Source organism: Gordonia sp. C13, from assembly GCF_023218005.1.
Taxonomy (GTDB): domain Bacteria; phylum Actinomycetota; class Actinomycetes; order Mycobacteriales; family Mycobacteriaceae; genus Gordonia; species Gordonia namibiensis.
The window spans coordinates 109,532-129,796 of record NZ_JALPSY010000001.1 but is presented as its reverse complement, the minus strand read 5'-3'; the positions used below and the strand labels follow the sequence as shown (position 1 = coordinate 129,796).

Here is a 20,265-nt window from a genome sequence, read left to right as displayed (position 1 = left end):
ACTCTCCTAGGAGGAATCCATATGCCTGACGTCATCTTTCCCGTCGATCATGCCAAACCTTTTCGCGCACAGGAGCTCGTCGGCCACAACCGGTGGCACCCCGAGATCCCACCAGTGGCGACCGTTCGATCGGGACAGTCCTTCCGGGTCGAGTCCAAGGAGTGGTTCGACGGTACGATTCTCAACTCCGATGACGCAGATGACATCCGTGACTGTGACCTGTCGATGGTGCATCAGCTGTCCGGGCCCTTCGGAGTGGAAGGCGCCGAGGCGGGCGATCTGCTGATGGTCGACATCCTCGACGTGGGCCCGGTGCCGCAGCAGCAGGGCCCGGTCGCCGGACAGGGATGGGGGTACACCGGCATCTTCGCTCGCGAGAACGGCGGTGGATTTCTCACCGACTTCTTCCCCCAGGCCTACAAGGCGGTCTGGGACTTCGCCGGACAGCAGGCGACGAGCCGCCATATCCCGGGCGTCGAGTTCACCGGGCTGATCCATCCGGGACTCATGGGCACCGCACCGAGCAAGAGCCTGCTGGCGACCTGGAACTCGCGCGAGCAGGCGCTGATCGACACCGACCCCGATTGCGTACCACCGCTCGCCCTGCCGCCGCTACCGCACAATGCGGTGCTCGGTGGTGTCGACCCCGCCGACCACGAGCGGATCGCAGGCGAGGCCGCCCGCACCGCGCCGCCTCGCGAGAACGGCGGAAATCAGGACATCAAAAATCTGTCGAAGGGCAGTCGGATCTTCTACCCGGTCTTCGTCGACGGCGCGAATCTCTCGCTCGGCGACCTCCACTTCTCGCAGGGCGACGGGGAGATCACCTTCTGTGGGGCGATCGAGATGGGCGGCTATATCGATCTCCGGGTCGAGGTGATCAAGGGGGGAATGGAGACCTACGGGGTCACCACGAACCCGGTCTTCATCCCGGGGATCGTCGAGCCGCGTTACTCAGAGTTCCTCACCTTTGTCGGATTCTCTGTGGACAAGCAGGGAAATCAGCACTATCTCGACTCGACGCTGGCGTACCAGAACGCCTGCCTCAATGCGATCGAGTATCTGTCCAAGTTCGGCTGGACGAAGGAGCAGGTGTATCTCCTGCTCGGTGCCGCACCGGTGGAGGCCAGATTCTCCGGCGTCGTCGACGTGCCGAACTCCTGTGCCACCCTCTACGTCCCGACGGCGATTTTCGACATCGACGTCCGTCCTTCGGCTCAGGGGCCGGTACAGGTCGATCGCGGCCAATGTGCAGTCAGCAGTTGATCCCGTCATCACCCGATTCGTTTCACGCCCAACCACGAGGAGACCGACCATGCCGGCACCAACGGACGCCGAGTATTTCGAACTGGGAGACTTCACCCTGCAATCCGGCTCCACCCTTCGCGGAGCCCGCCTCGCTTACAAGACCTATGGTGCGCTCAACGACGACAAGTCAAACGTCATCGTCTACCCGACGTGGTACTCGGGGTGGCACACCGACAACGAGTGGCTGATCGGAGACGACAAGGCCCTCAATCCCAACGACTGGTTCATCATCGTGCCGAACATGCTCGGCAACGGCCTGTCCTCGTCGCCGTCGAACACCCCGCCGCCGTATGACCGTGCCCGATTCCCAGCTGTGACGTTCTATGACCAGGTCGAGGCCCAATACAGGCTGGTCACCGAGAAGTTCGGAGTCTCACGGATCGCGTTGGTCACCGGCTGGTCGATGGGTGCCGGGCAGACCTATCAGTGGGCGGTCAGCCATCCTGAGATGGTGGAACGTGCGGCTCCGTTCTGCGGTTCGAGCATCACCTCTCCGCACAACAAGGTGTTCTTGGAGTCGCTCGAGTTCGCCCTCAAGGCCGACGCGGCCTACGCCGATGGTGATTACACGCCAGAAGCATTGCCGATCAAAGGACTCCGCGCCTTCGCGCGCGTGTACTCGGGCTGGGGTTACTCGCAGGCCTTCTACTGGGAGGAGGAGTGGCGTGCCTTGGGATTCACTTCGTTCGACGATTTTCTCTACGGGTTCTGGGAGAACTTCTTTCGTGACGGCCGTGACCCGAACAACCTGCTCGCGATGCTGAGGACCTGGCATGCGGGCGACGTCGGCAACACCCCGGGATTCGACGGGGACACCGAAAAGGCGTTGCGCTCCATCGTATGTCCGATGCTCGCGATGCCTGCGGAGAAGGATCTCTATTTCCCGCCGGAGGACGAGCAGTGGGCGACGCAGTTCATCGCCAACGGCGAGGTGCGGGTCATCCCGGGAATCTGGGGGCACTTCGCGGGAGGTGGTGCCAACGACGTCGACACCGCGTTCATCGACGCCGGGATCCGGGACCTGCTGTCCAAGCCCGGCGCCGTCGCGAGCGATTGAGAATCGGCCGGGGGGCGGCACGCCTGCAGGCTTTCTCGGCTTCGCCTCGACCGCAGGCACGGTAGCGGCCACCGGGTCAGCGGTGAACGATCCGGTCAGCTGGCAGCACCCGAGTGTGCTCGTTGCGGGTGCGTTCGTGGTCGGCGTCGCATTCGGGATGGCGTCGGAGTACCTTCTGACTCTGCTCACCGGCTCCGCCGGCGCACCGGCGACGGCCTGAGGGCCGCATCGGTCAGAGGTTCTTGGCGGCGTCCTCGTCGAGGAACCAGATGGTTTCGTCGGTGCCATGGGCGCCCGCGCAGGGCCAGTCCGCCGGATCGGCCCCGTTGTGGGCGGCGGCCACGGCCTCGGCCTTGTCGGCGCCCGCGACGAGGAACCACACGTTGCGCGATCGGTTGACCACGGGCAGCGTCAGAGTGATCCGACGCGGCGGCGGCTTGGGCGAGTCCTCCACGGCGACAACGGATTTCTCGGTCTCCGCGGTGGCGGCGGTGTGCGGGAAGAGGGAGTTGATGTGGCCTTCGCCGCCCATGCCCAACAAATGCAGGTCGAACTCGGGGGCGATGCCGTCGACCGAGCGGCCGGCCAGGATCGCCGCGTAGTCGGCTGCGGCGGCGGAGATGTCGTCGCCGAACGGACCGTCGGACGGGGCCATCGGGAACACCCGCGACGGGTCAACCGGCACCTTGTCGAGCAGGGCCTCGCGGGCCTGGCCGGAGTTGCGTTCCGGGTCGTCGGCCGGCACGAAACGGTCGTCGCCCCAGTAGAGATCGACCCGCGACCAGTCGATCGTGCCGCTGTCGGCGGCCAGCGCCGACAGGATGCCGATCCCGTTGCTGCCGCCGGTCAGGACGATGCTCGCGACGCCGCGTTCGGACTGTGCGCGGGTCACCAGGTCGACGAAACGGGCGGCCGCGGTGTGGACCAGTTCCTGCTTGGAATCGAAGACCAGCGTCTCGATGGCCACGTCGTTCACTCCTCTTCGTCGGATGCTGCTGAATCACTCTGCTGCGCAGCGTGGTTCACCGCGGCTCGCATATCGGCGCGGAGGAGCGCCTCCTGCTCCGGCGAGATCCGCTCCACGTCGGCGACACCCGCCAGCGCTGAGGCGTACACCTCGTCGATGTCGAGACGTCGCAATTCCTCGGCGATGCACACAGGCAGCGATCGCGGCGTCATCGCGATCTTCCCGTCCGGCTTACCCGGAGCGGTCAGCACCGCGTTGTTTGCCTCGTCGACGGCCAGCACGGTGTCGCCGTCGGTCCGGACCAGTCGGACCTCGAAGCTGCCGGTGAACCTGCGCGTCGGCACACCCAGCGCCGACCGCAGCCAACCGGCGAGCAGATCGATGGCCGGGCTGCGATCGGGTCCGGTCACGTCGACCTCGAGGACCCGGGTGAACGGAGGGCGATCGAGTGCCGATGCCAGGATCGCCCGCCACGGGGTGAGCTGCGTCCAGGCGATGTCGGTGTCACCGGGGGAGTACCCGGCCAGACGCCGTTTGAGGACGGTGTTCAGACCGGGGTCACGGTTGGCGTCCATGATCCGGCGGCGGCCCAGCGTCCCGAGCGGATCGGAGGCCGGCTTCGAGGGACCGATACTCGGCCACCAGGTGACCACCGGGGTGTCCGGCAGCAAGAAGGGGATCACCACCGCATGCGCGTGGTCGGCCATGTCGCCCGCCAGCGACAGCACGATGACCTCCGACGCGCCGGCGTCGCCGCCGACGCGGATCTCGGCATCCATCCGCGAACGGGCATGGCGCACACCGCGGGAGACGACAATGACGCGGCTGGGATGCTCGCGACTCGCGGCGATCGCGGCCTCGATGGCGCCTTCGGTCGGTTCGTCGTGTTCGGCGCAGACGACCAGCGTCAGCACACGGCCGTTGTTGACCGAACCCTCGGTCTCGTGCAGGTTGACCAGTCGCTTGGCGACTTCCCGGCTCGTCGTGTCCGGCAGGTTGACGATCATGGACGCCTCCACTGTCGGCCATGGCGCGCGAGCATCTCATCGGCGGACGCCGGCCCCCACGTTCCCGCCTCATATGCGTCTGGCCGACCGTTCTGGGCCCAGTAATCGAGCACCGGATCGAGGATCTTCCAGGACAATTCGACTTCCTCGTTGACGGGGAAGAGGGACGGTTCGCCGAGCAGCACGTCGAGGATCAGCCGCTCGTAGGCCTCCGGAGACGCCTCGGTGAACGCGGTGCCGTAGCTGAAGTCCATGTTCACATCGCGGACCTCCATACTCGTCGCGGGGACCTTGGAGCCGAACCGGAGCGTCATGCCCTCATCGGGCTGGACTCGGATCACCAGCACGTTCTGGCTGAGTTCCTCGGTCATCGTCTGGTCGAAGGGCAGATGCGGTGCCCGTTTGAAGACCAGCGCGATCTCGGTGACGCGCCGACCGAGGCGCTTGCCGGTGCGCAGGTAGAAGGGCACCCCCGCCCAGCGTCGGGAATCGACCTCGAGAGCGATCGCGGCGAAGGTCTCGGTGGTGGAGTCCTTCGCGAAACCCGATTCCTCTTTGAGGCCGCGGACCTTCTCGCTGCCCTGCCAGCCCGCGGTGTACTGGCCTCGGGCCGTGTTCTCCGACAGCGGCTCGATGTTGCGGGTGGCGGCGAGGACCTTGGCCTTCTCCGCCTGTAATTGTTTGGGCTCGAAGGAGATCGGCTCCTCCATCGCCACCAGCGCCATCAGCTGCAACAGGTGGTTCTGGATGACGTCGCGCGCCGCGCCGATGCCGTCGTAGTATCCGGCCCGGCCGCCGAGACCGATGTCCTCGGCCATGGTGATCTGGACATGGTCGACGTAGTGCGCACTCCACAGCGGATCGAACAGCTGGTTGGCGAAACGCAGCGCCAGGATGTTCTGCACCGTCTCCTTGCCCAGGTAGTGATCGATGCGGAACACCGACGACTCCGGGAAGACGTTGTTGACGATGGCGTTGAGCTCACGGGCCGACTCGAGGTCGTGACCGAAGGGCTTCTCGATGACAACCCGGCGCCAGCTGTCGCCGGTCGGTGCCGCCAACCCGCTTCGCTCGAGCTGTTCACACACTGTCGGGAAGGCACCGGGCGGGATCGACAGGTAGAAGGCGTGATTGCCGTCCGTACCGCGTTCGTTGTCGAGCGACTTGAGGGTGTCGCGCAACTTGTCGAAGGCGGCGTCGTCGTCGAAGTTGCCCTGCACGAAGCGGAAGCCCTCGGCGAGGCGCTCCCACACCTCCTCGCGGAAGCCCGTGCGGGCGTGTTCCCGCACGGCGTCGTGCACGACCGCCCCGAAGTCCTCGTCGCTCCAGTCGCGCCGGGCGAACCCGACGAGCGCGAACGACGGGGGGAGCAGCCCGCGGTTGGCGAGGTCGTATACCGCAGGCATCAACTTCTTGCGTGCCAGGTCTCCGGTGACGCCGAAGATGACCAGACTGCACGGGCCCGCGATGCGGGGGAGCCGCTTGTCCTGTGGGTCACGGAGCGGATTGATCCAGGAATCGGGTCCTACTGCGTCCTCGCCGTCGGCCACGTGGGTTCAGCCCTTGTTCGCCGCGGACAACTGCTCGGCGGTCGCGTCGAGCAGATCGTTCCACGCGTCCTCGAACTTGCTGACGCCCTCCTCCTCGAGGACCTTGAAGACGTCGACCGTGTCCACGCCGAGTGCCGCGATCTTGTCGAAGATCTCCTGCGACTCCTGTGCGAGGCCGATGATCGAGCCGGTGTTGACCCATCCGTGGTCGGCGAAGGCGTCCATCGTCTTGCCCGGCATGGTGTTGACCGTGTTGGGCGCGACGAGCTCGCTGACGTACAGGGTGTCGGGGTAGTCCGGGTTCTTCACACCGGTCGACGCCCAGAGCGCGCGCTGCGGGCGGGCCCCATGGGCGAGCAGGTCGGGGAAGCGCGACTCGACCTCGAAGACCTGCTGGTAGGCCGAGTAGGCCAGGCGGGCGTTGGCCAGTGCGGCCTTGCCCTTGAGCTCCACCGCCTCCGGGGTGCCGATGGCGTCGAGGCGCTTGTCGATCTCGGTGTCGACGCGCGACACGAAGAACGACGCCACCGAGTGGATGTTCGACAGGTCGTGACCGGCTTCCGCGGCGGCGTCGAGGCCTTCGAGGTAGGCGTCCATGACCTCCTTGTAGCGCTCCACCGAGAAGATCAGCGTCACGTTCACGCTGATGCCCTCGGCGATGACCTTGGTGATCGCGGGGAGCCCGGCCTTGGTGGCGGGGATCTTGATCAGCAGGTTCGGCCGGTCGACGATCTTCCACAGCTCGATCGCCTGGGCGACCGTGCCGTCGGTGTCGTGGGCCAGGCGCGGATCGACCTCGATCGACACCCGGCCGTCGACGCCGTCGGACTCCTCGTACACCGGTGCGAGGACGTCGCAGGCGTTGCGGACGTCGTCGGTGGTCACCGTGCGAATGGTGCCGTCGACGTCGGCGCCACGAGCGGCGAGTTCGTTGACCTGGGCGTTGTAGGCGGTGCCCTTCGACAGTGCAGCCTGGAAGATCGACGGGTTGGTGGTCACGCCGACCACCGACTTGGTCGCGATCAGTTCGGCCAGGTCGCCGGAGCTGATCAGGTCACGGGACAAATCGTCCAGCCACACCGAGACACCGGCGGCGGACAGTTCGGCGAGCTTCTCGTTCTGGGTCACGATCTCTCTCCTTGGGTTGGTCAGCCGGCGACGACGCGTTCGGCGGCCGAGGTGACGGCCTCTGCGGTGATCCCGAACTTGGTGAAGAGCACCTTGTAGTCGGCCGATGCACCGAAGTGCTCGATGCTGACGATCTCGCCACCGGCGCCGACGATGCGATACCACGGCATCGCGATGCCGGCCTCGACGGCGACACGCGGAACCGACGGCGGGAGGACGTGGTCCTGGTACCCCTTGGGCTGCTCGTCGAACCACTCGACACACGGCATCGACACGACGCGGGCCTTGATTCCCTTGTCGGCCAACGCCTTCTGCGCCTCGACGGCCAGGTATACCTCGGAACCGGTACCGATGAGCACGACCTGCGGGTCGCCCTCGGAATCGCTGAGGATGTAGCCGCCGTTGGCGACGCCCTGCGCCGAGGTTCCCTCGAGGATCGGGAGGTTCTGGCGGGTGAGTGCCAGGCCGACCGGGTGGTTGCGCCGGGTCAGCAGGTGCGCCCAGGCGTAGGCGGTCTCGTTCGCATCGGCAGGACGCACGACGTCGAGGTTCGGGATGGCCCGCAGTGCGGCCAGGTGCTCGATCGGCTGATGGGTCGGGCCGTCCTCGCCGAGACCGATCGAGTCATGGGTCCAGACGTAGATCGGGTCGATCTCCATCAGCGCGGCCAGGCGGACGGCCGGACGCATGTAGTCGGCGAACTGCAGGAAGGTGCCGCCGTAGGCGCGGGTCGGTCCGTGCAGGGCGATGCCCGACAGGATCGAACCCATCGCGTGCTCTCGGACACCGAAGTGCAGGGTGCGGCCGTAAGGGTTGGCCGACCACTTCTTGGTGCTGATCGACGTCGGGCCGAACGAGGGCTCGCCGTCCATCGTGGTGTTGTTCGAGCCGGCGAGGTCGGCGGAACCGCCCCACAGCTCGGGCAGCACCGGCGCGAGGGCGCCGAGCACCTTGCCCGAGGCGCTGCGCGTGGCCACGTCCTTGTCGCCGACGTTCCAGCTCGGCAGGCTGTCGGTCCAGCCCTCGGGGAGCTCATGGGCGGTCAGGCGGTCGAACAGCGCCTTCTGCTCGGGGTTCTTCTCGGCCCACGCATCGAAGGAGGCGGTCCACGCCTTGCGCTGCTCGGCACCGCGCTCGACGAGCTTGCGGGTGTGCGCGATGACCTCGTCGGTGACCTCGAAGTTCTTCTCGGGGTCGAAGCCGAGGACCTTCTTGGTGGCCGCGACCTCGTCCTCGCCGAGAGCGGCGCCGTGGGCCATGCCGGTGTTCATCATGTTCGGTGCCGGGTAGCCGATGATGGTGCGCAGGCAGATGATCGACGGACGGTCGACGACCTCCTGGGCGGCCTTGATCGCGGCCTCGATGGCCACGACGTCCTCGCCGCCCTCGACGGTCTGCACGTGCCAGCCATAGGCCTCGTAGCGCTTGGCGACGTCCTCGGACAAGGCGATGTCGGTGTCGTCCTCGATCGAGATCTGGTTCTGGTCGTAGAACACGATCAGGTTGCCGAGCTGCTGGGTGCCGGCGAGCGAGCTGGCCTCGGAGGTCACGCCCTCCTCGATGTCACCGTCGGAGGCGACCACGTAGATGTAGTGGTCGAACGGGCTCTCACCGACGCCCGCGTCCGGGTCGAACAGGCCGCGCTCGCGGCGGGCGGCCATCGCCATGCCGACCGACGAGGCGAGACCCTGCCCCAGCGGGCCGGTGGTGATCTCCACACCGCGGGTGTGGCGGAACTCCGGATGGCCCGGGGTCAGCGAATCCCAGGTGCGCAGCGCCTCGATGTCGGACAGCTCGAGGCCGAAGCCGCCCAGGTAGAGCTGGATGTAGAGGGTCAGGCTCGAATGTCCGCAGGACAGCACGAAGCGGTCGCGGCCGGCCCAGTCGGTGTCGGTGGGGTCGTGCCGCATCACACGCTGGAACAGCGTGTAGGCCAGCGGCGCGAGGCTCATCGCGGTACCGGGATGGCCGCTCCCGCACTTCTGCACCGCGTCGGCGGCCAGCAGGCGGGCCGTGTCGACTGCCCGGGTGTCGAGGTCGGTCCAGTCGTCCGGATGGCGGGGGGTGGTCAGTGCGCGGATCTCATCTGTGTCGGCCACGATGGTGATTGTCTCCTGTGCCTGCTCGGTTTTCGGCGCGTTCGAGTCCAGAGTAATCGGCTGCGACGGCGACCTGCGCGCCGACCGAAAGTTACCCGCCGGTTCGCCGATCGTCGCCGGTCACGGCCTCCGCCACGACGCGATTCACGGTTCGCAAAGGCAAACGTCTACCATGCTCTGTAGTAGCCCGCGGCGATCTGTGCGGGCGGACGAGGAGTGTTCGTGAGGATAGGGGAGCGTGTGAGCGGAGACCATCCCGCCGCATCCCACTCGACCGACACCGCATCACAGCAGGTTTCGACCGAGCCGGTCATGCCGGCGGATCTGACGTGGGCCGGACGTGTGCGCGCGACGGTGCTTGCGTATGTCGCGCTGACGAAGCCGCGGGTCATCGAGCTGCTGCTGGTTGCGACCATCCCGGTGATGCTGCAGGCCGATCGCGGTCAGGTCGACATCGCCGTCATCGCCTTCACCCTGATCGGTGGATGGCTCGGTGCCGGCAGCGCCAACACCCTCAACATGGTGGTCGACGCCGACATCGACAAGAAGATGAAGCGCACCGAACGGCGCCCACTGGCACGTCGGGCGGTCGCCACGCGCAGTGCGCTGATCTTCGGCCTGGTGCTCTGGGCCGCGTCGTTCGCGGTTCTGTACTTCGCCGCGAACCTGCTGTCGTCCCTGCTCGTCTCGGCGACGATCATCTTCTACGTCGGCGTCTACACGATGATCCTCAAGCGCCGCACCTGGCAGAACGTGGTGTGGGGCGGTGCCGCCGGTTGCATGCCGACGCTCGTCGGCTGGGCCGCCGTCACCGGCTCCATCAGCTGGCAGCCGATCGTGCTGTTCCTGGTCATCTTCTTCTGGACTCCGCCGCACACCTGGGCGCTCGCGATGCGCTACAAGGAGGACTACAAGGCAGCGGGCGTGCCGATGCTCCCGGTCATCGCGACCGAGGAACGCGTCACGCGTCAGATGCTGGTCTACACCTGGCTGACCGTCATCAGCTCGCTCGCCCTCATCCCGGCCACGAGCTGGATCTACACCGTGATCGCCCTTCTCGCGGGCGCCTGGTTCCTCGAGCGGGTCACCAAGCTCTACCGCGACACCAAGCGCGGTGCCGAGGTGAAGCCCCTCAAGGTGTTCCTGCAGTCCAACGAGTACCTGGCGATCGTCTTCTGTGGCCTCGCGATCGACGCGGTCGTCGGCATGCAGACGATCTCCTCGTACTTCTGATCCCGTCCGAGGCGACCCGTCAGGAATCGGCCGGCAGCAGTACGGTCGCACCCGTGGTCCTGCGGGCCTCGAGGTCCGCGTGGGCCTGTGCGGCGTCGGCCAACCGGTATCGCTGACCCACCCGCACGTCCACGTCGCCGTCTTCGATCGCCTCGAAATACTCGCTCGCGCGCCAGTTGAGTTCCTCCGGCGTCGCGGTGAAATGCGCCAGCGTGGGCCGGGTCACCGACAACGAACCGGCCGGGTTGAGGCGTTGGAGATCGAACGGCGGCACCGGTCCGCTGGAGGCGCCGAACAGGACGATGATGCCGCGGACGGCCGTGGCGGCCAGCGACTGCTCGAAGGTGTCCGCGCCGACTCCGTCGTAGACCACCGGGACACCGCGGCCGTCGGTCAGTTCCCGGACCCGCGCGGCGAGGTCGTCGGTGTACCGCAGCACGTGGTCGGCTCCGGCCTCCCGGGACAGCTCCTCTTTCTCGTCGGACGACACCGTCGTGATGACCCGCAACCCGTGGCGCTTGGCCATCTGGGTGAGGATCAGCCCGACCCCGCCCGCCCCGGCGTGGATCAGCACCGTGTCCTCCGGATGCGGATGTGCGCTCCCGTCCAGGAGGTAGTGGGCGGTGAGCCCGCGGAGCAGCGACGATCCTGCGACGGCGTCGTCGATCCCGTCGGAGACGACGACCGCCTGCGCTGCGGGCACCGCCACGAGTTCGGCGTACGACGCGGGTGCGGCGCACCACGCGACCCGTTGGCCGACTTCGAGGCCGGATACTCCGGAGCCCAGGGAGACGATCTCACCCGCGCCCTCGGTGCCCGGGATGTACGGCGGGGTCGACGGGTAGAGCCCGCGCCGGAGATAGGTGTCGATGTAGTTGACGCCGACTGCCGAGGTCCGGACGATCACCTCGTCGGCGGCCGGGATCGGGTCGTCGACGGTTCCGAAGGCCAGTACGTCCGGGCCGCCGTGGCGGGTCACCTGTATCGCGCGCACGACACCCGTTGTACACGGGGAACACGCCGGATGTGATGCCGATCCCGCTATCGGGACCGGCCCGGGCCCACCGGTATGCTGAGCGTCATGACTGACAGTGCCGCCACCGACACCACAGCCACGCCGACCGTCCAGGCCCCGGGCGATGTCGTCGCCTCGGTGAAGAAGTTCGTCGCCCGCGAGGGCGGCAGCGCGAAGGTCGTTCTCCAGGGCATCGGTGCGGCCGGCGTTCGGATCACGCTCGTCGGTGATGCCGGGGGCGTGCTCGGTGACCGCGTCGTCGCCGACCTCGCGACCGCGCAGGCCGTCGTCGATGCCGTCGACGGTCTCGAGATCGCCGAGTGGGACCGCGATCTCACCTCGGAGACCACCGTCAAGCCGTCGCACTACCGCAAGATGGCCGGCTGGGTGGCCCGACAGAAGCGCTTCCCGAAGGCGCGCAACCGCGCGATCCTCTGACCCGACGGTCCGACCTGCAGAACAGAGAACGACCCCCGGCGTGATCGCCGGGGGTCGTTCTCGTTCGTGGCTCGTGGTCAGGCCGCGTCGACGCGCGGCTGATCGGTCACCCGGGCGACCAGCACCTGCCAGGTGGCGCCGATGAGCAGTAGCGCACTGCCGAACATGTGCGCGATGACCAGTGCGACGGGCAAATCGGTGAAGAACTGCACGAAGCCGATCACGCCCTGTAGAGCGAGCAGCCCCACGAAGACCAGCGCCGAGCGCTGCTGGGGGCGCGCGAAGACGCGGGCGTAGACGAGTGCCGCCAAACCCAGTCCGACGAGGACGAACACCGCGTCGGCGTGGAGCTGGGTGGCGTTGTCGGGGTCGAGTCCGTTGCGGGGAGCGTCGACGTCGCCGGCGTGCGGGCCGGAGCCGGTGACCACCGTGCCGAGGTAGATCGTCACCCAGGTGACCGCGTAGAGCAGACCTGCCAGGTAGATGCCCAGTCGCCGGGTCGCCATCCCCGGGGTGTCGGTGTCGGCAGGGGCGGGCTCGGACGGAGTCGGGTACGGACGCATCCGGAAGACCAGTACGGTTGCCGCCGACACCAAGATCATCGACAGGATGAAGTGCAGCGCCACGACCCACGGATTGAGGTCGGTCAGGACGGTGATGCCGCCGATCACGCCCTGGAACGGGATGCCGAGCGCGATCAGGGTGACGAGCCACTTGTCGCGACGTGCCGATCCGGCGTACCGGAGCACGGCGATCCAGGTGGCGATCGCGATGACGATCAGGACCCAGGTCAGCATCCGATTGCCGAACTCGATGGCACCGTGGATGCCGAGTTCGCCGTGCGGGACGAAGGAGTCGTCGGTGCAGCGCGGCCAGGTCGGGCAACCGAGTCCCGAACCCGTGACGCGCACGGCGCCGCCGGTGGCGACGATCCCCACGTTGGAGACGAGCAGCGCGATCGCCCAGCGGTGCACGAAGCGGATCGTCGGCCGGCCGAATCCCGGGATGGACCGCCAGAACCCGCTCATCCGCCCGTCACCGCGCTCGTCGGGAGTCGCCCGGTCGGGGTCCGCCCCGTCGGGTCGTGTCGAAGTCTGCGACGTCGTCATCGGAATCGGAACCACCTCACCGCCAAGGTGCCGGCCACTGCGGCCCACACCAGCAAGACGCCCACCCCGAAAGCGTCGAACGAACCGCGTGAGGCCATTTCGAGGGCCTCACTGAGCGCACCCGAGGGGATGCACCGTGCCAGAGTGTGCACGGCGCCGGGAACGTTGGAGTCGACGACCACGAGGCTGCCGAAACCGATGAAGGCGAACCAGAGCAGGTTTGCCAGGGCCAGGACGACCTCCGCCTTGAGCGTGCCGCCGAGGAGCAGTCCGAGCGCTGCGAAGCAGGCGGTGCCGATGATGATCACCAGCGCGCCGATGAGCAGTCCGACCGGGTCGGGCCGCCACCCGAAGGCGAATCCGATGGCGCCGATGATGACCGACTGCAGGGCCACCACGATCAGCACCGCCACCGACTTGCCGACGATGATGCCCCAGCGTGGAATCGGCGTGGCGCCCAATCGTTTCAGGGCCCCGTACCGACGGTCGAAGCCGACGGCGATGGCCTGGCCGGTGAACGCTGTCGACATCACGGCGACCGTGAGGATCGCGGGAACGAAGAGCGTGGCCCGCTCGGCCGGGCCGTCGCCGAACGTCGTGTTGATCGGCAGCAGGCACAGACCGACGAGCAGGGTGATCGGGATGAACATCGTGAGCAGCAGCTGCTCACCGTTGCGCAACAGGAGCTTGAGCTCGAGCGTCGACTGTGCGGTGATCATCGCGGGTAGGGAGGCCGGACGCGGCGCCGGCCGGAACATGCCGTCGGCGAAGAGTCCGGTGCCGGGCGCGGGGGAGTTCACTGCGGGGGAGTTCACGGTCGTAGGGCCCGTCCGGTCAGGTCGAGGAAGACGTCTTCGAGACTGCGGGTCTCGACACGGAGATCGGTGGCGAGGACGTTGATCTTCGCGCACCAGGCGGTCACCGTCGCGAGGACCTGCGGGGTCATCGGCCCGATGACGAGGTATGAGCCGGGATTCGCCTCGGTGCAGTGGTAACCCTCGGGCAGCGCGAGCGTCAGCATCGACAGATCGAGCCCGCGGGGTGCGGTGAACCGCAACTCGTTCTCGGCGCCGGTGCTGGTGAGATCGGCGGGCGTCCCGGCGGCGACCGCGCGGCCGTGATCGATGATCACGACCTGGTCGGCGAGTTCCTCCGCCTCGTCCATCAGATGGGTGGTGAGCAGGATGGAGACCCCGTCGGCGCGGAGTCGGTCGACGAGTTCCCAGACGACGAGACGCGCGTGGGCGTCGAGGCCGGCGGTCGGTTCGTCGAGGAACACGAGTTCGGGACGGCCGACGATCGCGCAGGCGAGCGCGAGGCGCTGCTGTTGTCCGCCGGAGAGGCGTCGGTACGACGTGCGTCGGACGTCGCCGAGACCGAGTGCGTCGAGGAGGAATTCGGGGTCGATCGGGTCGGCCGAGTAGGCGGCGACGAGACGCAGCATCTCCTCGGCGCGGGCGCCGGGGTAGGCACCGCCGCCCTGGAGCATCACGCCGATACGGCGGCGGAGGGCGTCGTTGTCGACGATCGGGTCGAGCCCGAGAACCCGGACGGTGCCGGCGTCGGGGGTGGTGAAGCCCTCGCACATCTCGACGGTGGTGGTCTTGCCCGCACCGTTCGGTCCGAGGAGGGCGAGGATCTGTCCGCGCTCCACGGTCAGGTCGAGTCGGTCGACGGCGGTTCGGTCGCCGAAGGCCTTGACCAACCCGCGGACCTCGACCGCTGGGGACGCGACGGGGTCGCTCGGCGGACGATCGTTCATCCGATCGTCATCGCTGATCTGCCGAGGAGTCGTGCTGCGCACACAGGTCAGACTAGGCGCTCGGGCCCCGCGGACGAAAAACGCCGTTCGCGGGTGCGGTGGGGGATCGTCATGGCGTCGGGGCGTTCTCCGCCGGTTCCGGGGACTTCTCCGGTGCCCCGGTTCTGCGACGACGCCATCGGCGCGGCGAACGGTCCTCGAAGAAGAGTGCGGTGAGTGCTGCGACCATGATCACACCGGCCAGAAGTCCCTGTGCGAGAACGACTCCGCTGGTGTTGGAGCTCGTGGGCATCACGACGATGGCGATGATCGCCGATGCCGAGATCGTCGAGATCCGGAACCAGGGGCCGGTGGCCCAGGCGGCCAGCGGGATGACCGCCCACAGCAGATACCAGGCCTGGACGAACGGGAAGAACAGCACGACTGTGGCCATTGACACACCGAGGGCGCCCAGTGGATGCAGGCGTCCGCCGAGGGTCGCGAGCATCCACCGGATGATGAAGAGGCCGGCGACGAGCTGACCGATCGGCCGGGCGACCTCGAGGATCGCCTGGGTCTGTTCGCCCAGTCCGAGGGTCACCCCGATGCGTCCGGTCGTCACGCCGAGCAGGGTCGGCATCGACATCCACGACCGGACGATCTCGCCGGTCGACAGCGTGCCCGTCCAGCCGAATCCGAGCCCGGTTCCCAGCGAGATGGTGCCCATCACGATGCCGAGCACGACCACGTAGAACCCGGCGGAGAGACCGAGGGCGTACACCGACCATTTCGACCGCGTCCACCATTCGCGGATCGGCGCGTGCCGCAGCGCGGGCAGGGTCGCACCCCATCGCATGGCGAGGGCGATCCCGACGAAGCCGAGCGCGAGCATCGAGGTCACCTTGATCATCGCCGACGCGGCGAGCACGGCACCGCCGGCGATCAGGATCCAGCCGGCTCTCGTGGGTATCAGTGTCCCCGGTTTGCGAAGCCGGTCCACGCCGTAGATGGCACGGAAGCTCAGCTCGAGGCCGACGAGCATCAGGCCGAGCATGAGGGCCTCGTTGTGGATGCCACCCACCAGATGGAGGATCACGAGAGGGTTCATCGCACCGAGCCACAGTGCCGCGACCGAGGACACCCCGCAGCGTTTCGCCAGACGGGGCAGAGCCCACACGATGAGTGCGACACCGAGCAGCGCGACGATGCGGTGCAGGAAGATCGCGGCCGTGATGTTCGCGCCGGTCACCTTGGTGATGCCCTCGCCGATCCAGAGGAACAGTGGTCCGTAGGGCGCGGGGGTGTCCCGCCACAGATTGGGCACCGACCTGGTGAGGATGTGGTCGACGCCCAGACCTCTCACCGGGCTGACCGAGTAGGGATCCATGCCGCGGAAGGCGATGGCGCTCTGCGCCAGATAGGAGTAGATGTCCTTGCTCAGCAGCGGGGGAGCCAGCACGATCGGCGTGATCCACAGCATGAGGGTCCGGTCGGCCTGACGCCGGCTCATCCGGCGTTCGGGACTGCGTCCGTGCAGGACCTCGACGCTGAACCGGCCCACCGCGAAACGGCCGAGCAGCAGCCACGCGACCACCAGGGTGATCGTGCCGCCGATGGAGAGGGCGAGTGCGGTGCCGAACATCCGGGACGGCAGCGACAGCACGCGCATGCCGGCCACCGGGTTCTGCAACACGGGGACCGCGCCGGTGCCGAGTGCGCCGATGAGGATCAGGACGGAGCCGGTGGCGCCGAAGAGCTTGATGCGGCGGAGGCGTCGGGTCTCCGCGGCGTTGAGGGGGCCGACCTCGCGTTCGTCGTCGTGTAGGCGGGCGACGGTCTTCCCGTAGTCGCCGCGCTGTTCGGTGGCGTCGGCGTCGGGTTCGACCGGGCGCTGTTTACGCAGTCCGAGGTAGTTCAGCACGGTGAGCAGGTGATTCCACACGAGTCCGAAGAAGTCCGGCACGCGGCGGCCAGCTGTGGTTTCGGGCACACGACGACTGTAATCGTCGGTGGCCGATACCTCGCGACCACCCTTTATCCGGACAATCGAGACACCGTGGCAGAATTCGATCGCTTCGCTAAGGGCACCCTTGCTGGCAGCGTGGAATCAATTACGTCACACTCGTGTTGTGAAAACCATGCGGAACGATGTTGTGCTGCCCTCCGGCAGCGGCAATGCCGTGCCCTCCGCTGGTACGGCAAGCCCCCAGACGACCGCCGGTGCCGAACAGCACGACGGTCAGACGCGTGATGCCGTGTTGAACCTCCTCGTTGAGGACGGCCCGCTCACCGCGGGTGAGATCGGCGAGCGTCTCGGCATCTCCGCCGCCGGCGTACGCCGTCATCTCGACGCGCTCACCAGCGCCGGGGACATCGAGGTCGCCTCCACCGGGTTCGGTCAGCGTCGCGGTCGTGGACGCGGTCGTCCGGCGAAGTGGTTCCAGCTCACGCCGGAGGGGCGCGGCAAGATGCGCCACGCCTACGATGACCTCGCCGGTGCCGCGATGCGCAAGCTCCGCGACCTCGGTGGCCACGACGCCGTCGCCGAATTCGCGCGGGAACGAGTCGAGCGGATCGTCGCCGACGTGTCGCCCAGCACCGACCCGGTCACGGTCGCGGAGACGGTCGAGGAGATCGCCGACGCGCTGACCGGCGCGGGATACGCGACCAACACCCGGCAGGTCGGCAACGGCATGCAGATCTGCCAGCACCACTGCCCGGTGGCGCATGTCGCCACCGAGTTCCCCGAACTCTGTGAGGCCGAGACCGCGGTCTTCACCGAGCTGCTCGGTACGCACGTGCAGCGCCTGGCCACCATCGCCAACGGTGACTGCGCCTGCACCACCCACGTACCGATCCATCCGCCGCCGGAGTCTCCACCGTCTCCTCAGCACGGAACCTCACAGGCACTGCCCACGACAACCCGAAAGGCCACGCGATGACCGTCACCGATCCGGCCGCCACCACGCCGACCGCCCCGGCTCCCCTCACGCAGGAAGAGACGATTGCCGCCCTCGGCAAGTACGGCTACGGCTGGGCCGACTCCGACGTCGCCGGTGCCAGCGCCAAGCGCGGACTGTCCCCGGCGGTCGTCGCCGACATCTCGGCCAAGAAGAGCGAGCCCGAGTGGATGCTGGAGCAGCGCCTCAAGGCACTGAAGATCTTCGACAAGAAGCCCATGCCGCACTGGGGTGCCGGGCTCGAGGGCATCGACTTCGACAACATCAAGTACTTCGTGCGGTCCAGTGAGAAGCAGGCCGCCACGTGGGACGACCTGCCCCAGGACATCAAGAACACCTACGACAAGCTCGGCATCCCGGAGGCGGAGAAGCAGCGCCTGGTCTCCGGTGTCGCCGCCCAGTACGAGTCCGAGGTCGTCTACCACTCGATCCGTGAGGACCTCGAGAAGCAGGGCGTGATCTTCCTCGACACCGACACCGCGCTCAAGGAGCACCCGGAGATCTTCCAGGAGTACTTCGGCTCGGTCATCCCGGCCGGTGACAACAAGTTCTCCGCGCTGAACACCGCGGTCTGGTCCGGTGGCTCGTTCATCTACGTCCCGCCGGGTGTCCACGTCGACATCCCGCTGCAGGCCTACTTCCGGATCAACACCGAGAACATGGGCCAGTTCGAGCGCACGCTGATCATCGTCGACGAGGGTGCCTACGTGCACTACGTCGAGGGTTGCACCGCGCCGATCTACAAGACCGACTCGCTGCACTCCGCGGTCGTCGAGATCATCGTGAAGAAGGGCGGCCGCTGCCGCTACACGACCATCCAGAACTGGTCGAACAACGTCTACAACCTGGTGACCAAGCGCGCCAAGGCCGAGGCCGGCGCCACCATGGAGTGGGTCGACGGCAACATCGGCTCGAAGGTCACCATGAAGTACCCGGCGGTCTGGCTGACCGGTGAGCACGCGAAGGGCGAGGTCCTCTCCGTCGCCTTCGCCGGCCCCGGACAGCACCAGGACACCGGTTCCAAGATGGTCCACCTTGCGCCGAACACCTCGAGCAACATCATCTCGAAGTCGGTGGCCCGTGGTGGTGGCCGCGCTTCCTACCGTGGCCTGATCAAGGTCAACAACGGAGCGCACGGCAGCCGCTCGACGGTGAAATGCGATGCGCTGCTGGTCGACACCATCTCCCGCAGTGATACCTACCCCTACGTCGACATCCGCGAGGACGACGTGACGATGGGGCACGAGGCGACCGTCTCGAAGGTCAGCGACGATCAGCTCTTCTACCTGATGAGCCGTGGCCTGACCGAGGACGAGGCGATGGCCATGGTGGTCCGCGGCTTCGTCGAGCCGATCGCCAAGGAACTCCCGATGGAATACGCGCTCGAGCTCAACCGCCTGATCGAGCTTCAGATGGAAGGAGCCGTCGGCTGATGGCCGATCCGACACTCCCGGTTTCGACACCGGGCTCGCATTCGCCTGTCGTCAACAAGGGTGAACTGTTCACCTCGTTCGACGTCAACGCCTTCGAGGTGCCCAGCCCTCGCGAAGAGGCCTGGCGCTTCACCCCGTTCCGCCGCCTGCGCGGTCTGCACGACGGTTCCGCACAGCGGACCGCCGAGGCGACCGTCGAGGTGTCCGGAGCGTCCGAGGGCGTCACGGTCGAGACGGTGGGTCGCGACGACGAGCGTCTCGGCCAGGGCGGCGTGCCCTTCGACCGGGTTGCCGCGCAGGCATATTCGTCGTTCACGCAGGCCACGGTCGTCACCGTCGGCCGCGAGGTCGAGCTGTCCGAGCCGGTCACCATCACCGTCACCGGTCCCGGTGAGGGCGAGACCGCCTTCGGTCACACCCAGGTCCGGCTCGAGCCCTTCGCCCGCGCCGTCGTGGTGCTGGACCAGAAGGGCAGCGGAACCTTCGCCGAGAACGTCGAGTTCGTCGTCGGCGACAGTGCCGCGCTCACCGTCGTCAACGTGCACGACTGGGACGACGACGCGGTTCACGTCGTCGCCCATCACGTGCGCACCGGCCGCGATGCCGTGGTCCGCCACTTCGCGGTCAGCTTCGGCGGCAACCTCGTCCGGCTCTCGCCGATCGTCCACTACGACGCGCCGGGTGGCGACGTCGAGATGTGGGGTCTGTACTTCGCCGACGCGGGACAGCATCTCGAGCAGCGCCTGCTCGTCGACCACAGCCAGCCCAACTGCCGCTCGAACGTGGTGTACAAGGGTGCGCTGCAGGGTGACACGAGCGGCGACCGGTCGCGTGAGGCGCACACGGTCTGGATCGGCGACGTGCTGATCCGCGCCGAGGCCGAGGGCACCGACACCTTCGAGCTCAACCGCAACCTGGTGCTCACCGACAACGCCCGTGCCGACTCGGTGCCCAACCTCGAGATCGAGACCGGCGAGATCGTCGGCGCCGGACACGCCAGCGCCACCGGACGTTTCGACGACGAGCAGCTGTTCTACCTGCAGGCTCGCGGCATCCCCGAGGATCAGGCACGCCGTCTGGTCATCCGCGGATTCTTCGGCGAGGTGATCGCCAAGATCGGCGTGCCCGAGCTGCGCGAGCGCCTGTCCGCCGCCGTCGAGCGCGAGCTCGAACTCTCCGGCGCCTGACCAGCGACCGCGCCCGACTCAGTACTTCCCACA

18 protein-coding genes are annotated in these 20,265 nt (G+C 67.4%); 8 read left to right on the top strand and 10 right to left on the bottom strand.

Annotated elements, in window-relative coordinates; genetic code table 11:
* Positions 1 to 21 precede the first annotated feature (21 nt).
* From fmdA to M1L58_RS23430, 3 genes are read left to right on the top strand one after another with little or no spacing between them, the layout of a single operon-like run.
* The gene (gene fmdA / locus M1L58_RS00590) at positions 22 to 1,266 is read left to right on the top strand and encodes a formamidase (RefSeq protein WP_006866298.1); all 1,245 of its coding nucleotides are present in this window, start codon (positions 22 to 24) and stop codon (positions 1,264 to 1,266) included.
* Between the two features lie 49 nt (positions 1,267 to 1,315).
* Positions 1,316 to 2,365 (top strand): alpha/beta fold hydrolase, encoded by a 1,050-nt coding sequence (locus M1L58_RS00585; protein WP_248657467.1) that lies wholly within the window; start codon positions 1,316 to 1,318, stop codon positions 2,363 to 2,365.
* Positions 2,280 to 2,585 (top strand): DUF1097 family protein, encoded by a 306-nt coding sequence (locus M1L58_RS23430; protein WP_248657466.1) that lies wholly within the window; start codon positions 2,280 to 2,282, stop codon positions 2,583 to 2,585. Before M1L58_RS00585 ends, M1L58_RS23430 begins: the two co-directional genes overlap by 86 nt.
* A 12-nt stretch (positions 2,586 to 2,597) precedes the next feature.
* Here the strand turns inward: M1L58_RS23430 and pgl are convergent, their stop codons facing one another.
* From pgl to tkt, 5 genes are read right to left on the bottom strand one after another with little or no spacing between them, the layout of a single operon-like run.
* On the bottom strand, positions 2,598 to 3,332 hold the full coding sequence (gene pgl, locus M1L58_RS00575; protein ID WP_248657465.1) for a 6-phosphogluconolactonase: 735 nt from the start codon (positions 3,330 to 3,332) through the stop codon (positions 2,598 to 2,600).
* 5 nt (positions 3,333 to 3,337) lie between these two features.
* A complete protein-coding gene (locus M1L58_RS00570) occupies positions 3,338 to 4,339 on the bottom strand; it encodes a glucose-6-phosphate dehydrogenase assembly protein OpcA (protein ID WP_006866295.1) in 1,002 nt (333 codons plus the stop codon).
* Positions 4,336 to 5,889, bottom strand: a complete 1,554-nt coding sequence (gene zwf, locus M1L58_RS00565) for a glucose-6-phosphate dehydrogenase (RefSeq protein WP_006866294.1) — start codon at positions 5,887 to 5,889, stop codon at positions 4,336 to 4,338. The genes M1L58_RS00570 and zwf overlap by 4 nt, the downstream gene beginning before the upstream one ends.
* Positions 5,890 to 5,895: 6 nt before the next feature.
* Complete coding sequence (tal, locus tag M1L58_RS00560) at positions 5,896 to 7,017, bottom strand: transaldolase (protein WP_248657464.1); 1,122 nt, start codon at positions 7,015 to 7,017, stop codon at positions 5,896 to 5,898.
* 20 nt (positions 7,018 to 7,037) lie between these two features.
* Entirely contained in the window at positions 7,038 to 9,116 is a 2,079-nt protein-coding gene (tkt, locus tag M1L58_RS00555; protein WP_248657463.1) for a transketolase, read from the bottom strand.
* A gap of 240 nt (positions 9,117 to 9,356) precedes the next feature.
* Between tkt and M1L58_RS00550 the strand changes: the two genes are divergently transcribed.
* A complete protein-coding gene (locus M1L58_RS00550; protein ID WP_248657462.1) occupies positions 9,357 to 10,349 on the top strand; it encodes a heme o synthase in 993 nt (330 codons plus the stop codon).
* Between the two features lie 19 nt (positions 10,350 to 10,368).
* On the opposite strand, the gene M1L58_RS00545 is transcribed toward M1L58_RS00550, so the two are convergent.
* Positions 10,369 to 11,343, bottom strand: a complete 975-nt coding sequence (locus M1L58_RS00545) for a quinone oxidoreductase family protein (RefSeq protein ID WP_248657461.1) — start codon at positions 11,341 to 11,343, stop codon at positions 10,369 to 10,371.
* A 75-nt stretch (positions 11,344 to 11,418) separates the two neighbouring features.
* Between M1L58_RS00545 and M1L58_RS00540 the strand changes: the two genes are divergently transcribed.
* Positions 11,419 to 11,802, top strand: a complete 384-nt coding sequence (locus M1L58_RS00540; protein WP_040535790.1) for a hypothetical protein — start codon at positions 11,419 to 11,421, stop codon at positions 11,800 to 11,802.
* Positions 11,803 to 11,879: 77 nt separating this feature from the next.
* Here M1L58_RS00540 and M1L58_RS00535 read toward each other — a convergent pair whose 3' ends face one another.
* The 4 genes from M1L58_RS00535 to mptB form a co-directional block, all read right to left on the bottom strand.
* Entirely contained in the window at positions 11,880 to 12,911 is a 1,032-nt protein-coding gene (locus M1L58_RS00535) for a COX15/CtaA family protein (protein WP_248657460.1), read from the bottom strand.
* Positions 12,908 to 13,711: an ABC transporter permease gene (locus M1L58_RS00530; RefSeq protein WP_374112644.1), complete on the bottom strand. Its 804-nt coding sequence runs from the start codon at positions 13,709 to 13,711 to the stop codon at positions 12,908 to 12,910. Before M1L58_RS00530 ends, M1L58_RS00535 begins: the two co-directional genes overlap by 4 nt.
* Positions 13,712 to 13,722: 11 nt before the next feature.
* Positions 13,723 to 14,673 carry an ABC transporter ATP-binding protein gene (locus tag M1L58_RS00525; RefSeq protein ID WP_248657459.1) on the bottom strand — a complete coding sequence of 317 codons (951 nt, stop codon included), beginning with the start codon at positions 14,671 to 14,673 and terminating at the stop codon, positions 13,723 to 13,725.
* A 109-nt stretch (positions 14,674 to 14,782) separates the two neighbouring features.
* On the bottom strand, positions 14,783 to 16,615 hold the full coding sequence (gene mptB / locus M1L58_RS00520) for a polyprenol phosphomannose-dependent alpha 1,6 mannosyltransferase MptB (RefSeq protein WP_248657694.1): 1,833 nt from the start codon (positions 16,613 to 16,615) through the stop codon (positions 14,783 to 14,785).
* A 175-nt stretch (positions 16,616 to 16,790) separates the two neighbouring features.
* On the opposite strand from mptB, the gene M1L58_RS00515 reads away from it, so the two are divergent.
* The 3 genes from M1L58_RS00515 to sufD are packed head-to-tail and all read left to right on the top strand — an operon-like array spanning position 16,791 to position 20,232.
* Positions 16,791 to 17,594: a helix-turn-helix transcriptional regulator gene (locus tag M1L58_RS00515; RefSeq protein WP_248657458.1), complete on the top strand. Its 804-nt coding sequence runs from the start codon at positions 16,791 to 16,793 to the stop codon at positions 17,592 to 17,594.
* Positions 17,591 to 19,045: a Fe-S cluster assembly protein SufB gene (gene sufB / locus M1L58_RS00510; protein WP_006866283.1), complete on the top strand. Its 1,455-nt coding sequence runs from the start codon at positions 17,591 to 17,593 to the stop codon at positions 19,043 to 19,045. The genes M1L58_RS00515 and sufB overlap by 4 nt, the downstream gene beginning before the upstream one ends.
* Entirely contained in the window at positions 19,045 to 20,232 is a 1,188-nt protein-coding gene (gene sufD / locus M1L58_RS00505; RefSeq protein ID WP_248657457.1) for a Fe-S cluster assembly protein SufD, read from the top strand. Before sufB ends, sufD begins: the two co-directional genes overlap by 1 nt.
* Positions 20,233 to 20,265 lie beyond the last annotated feature (33 nt).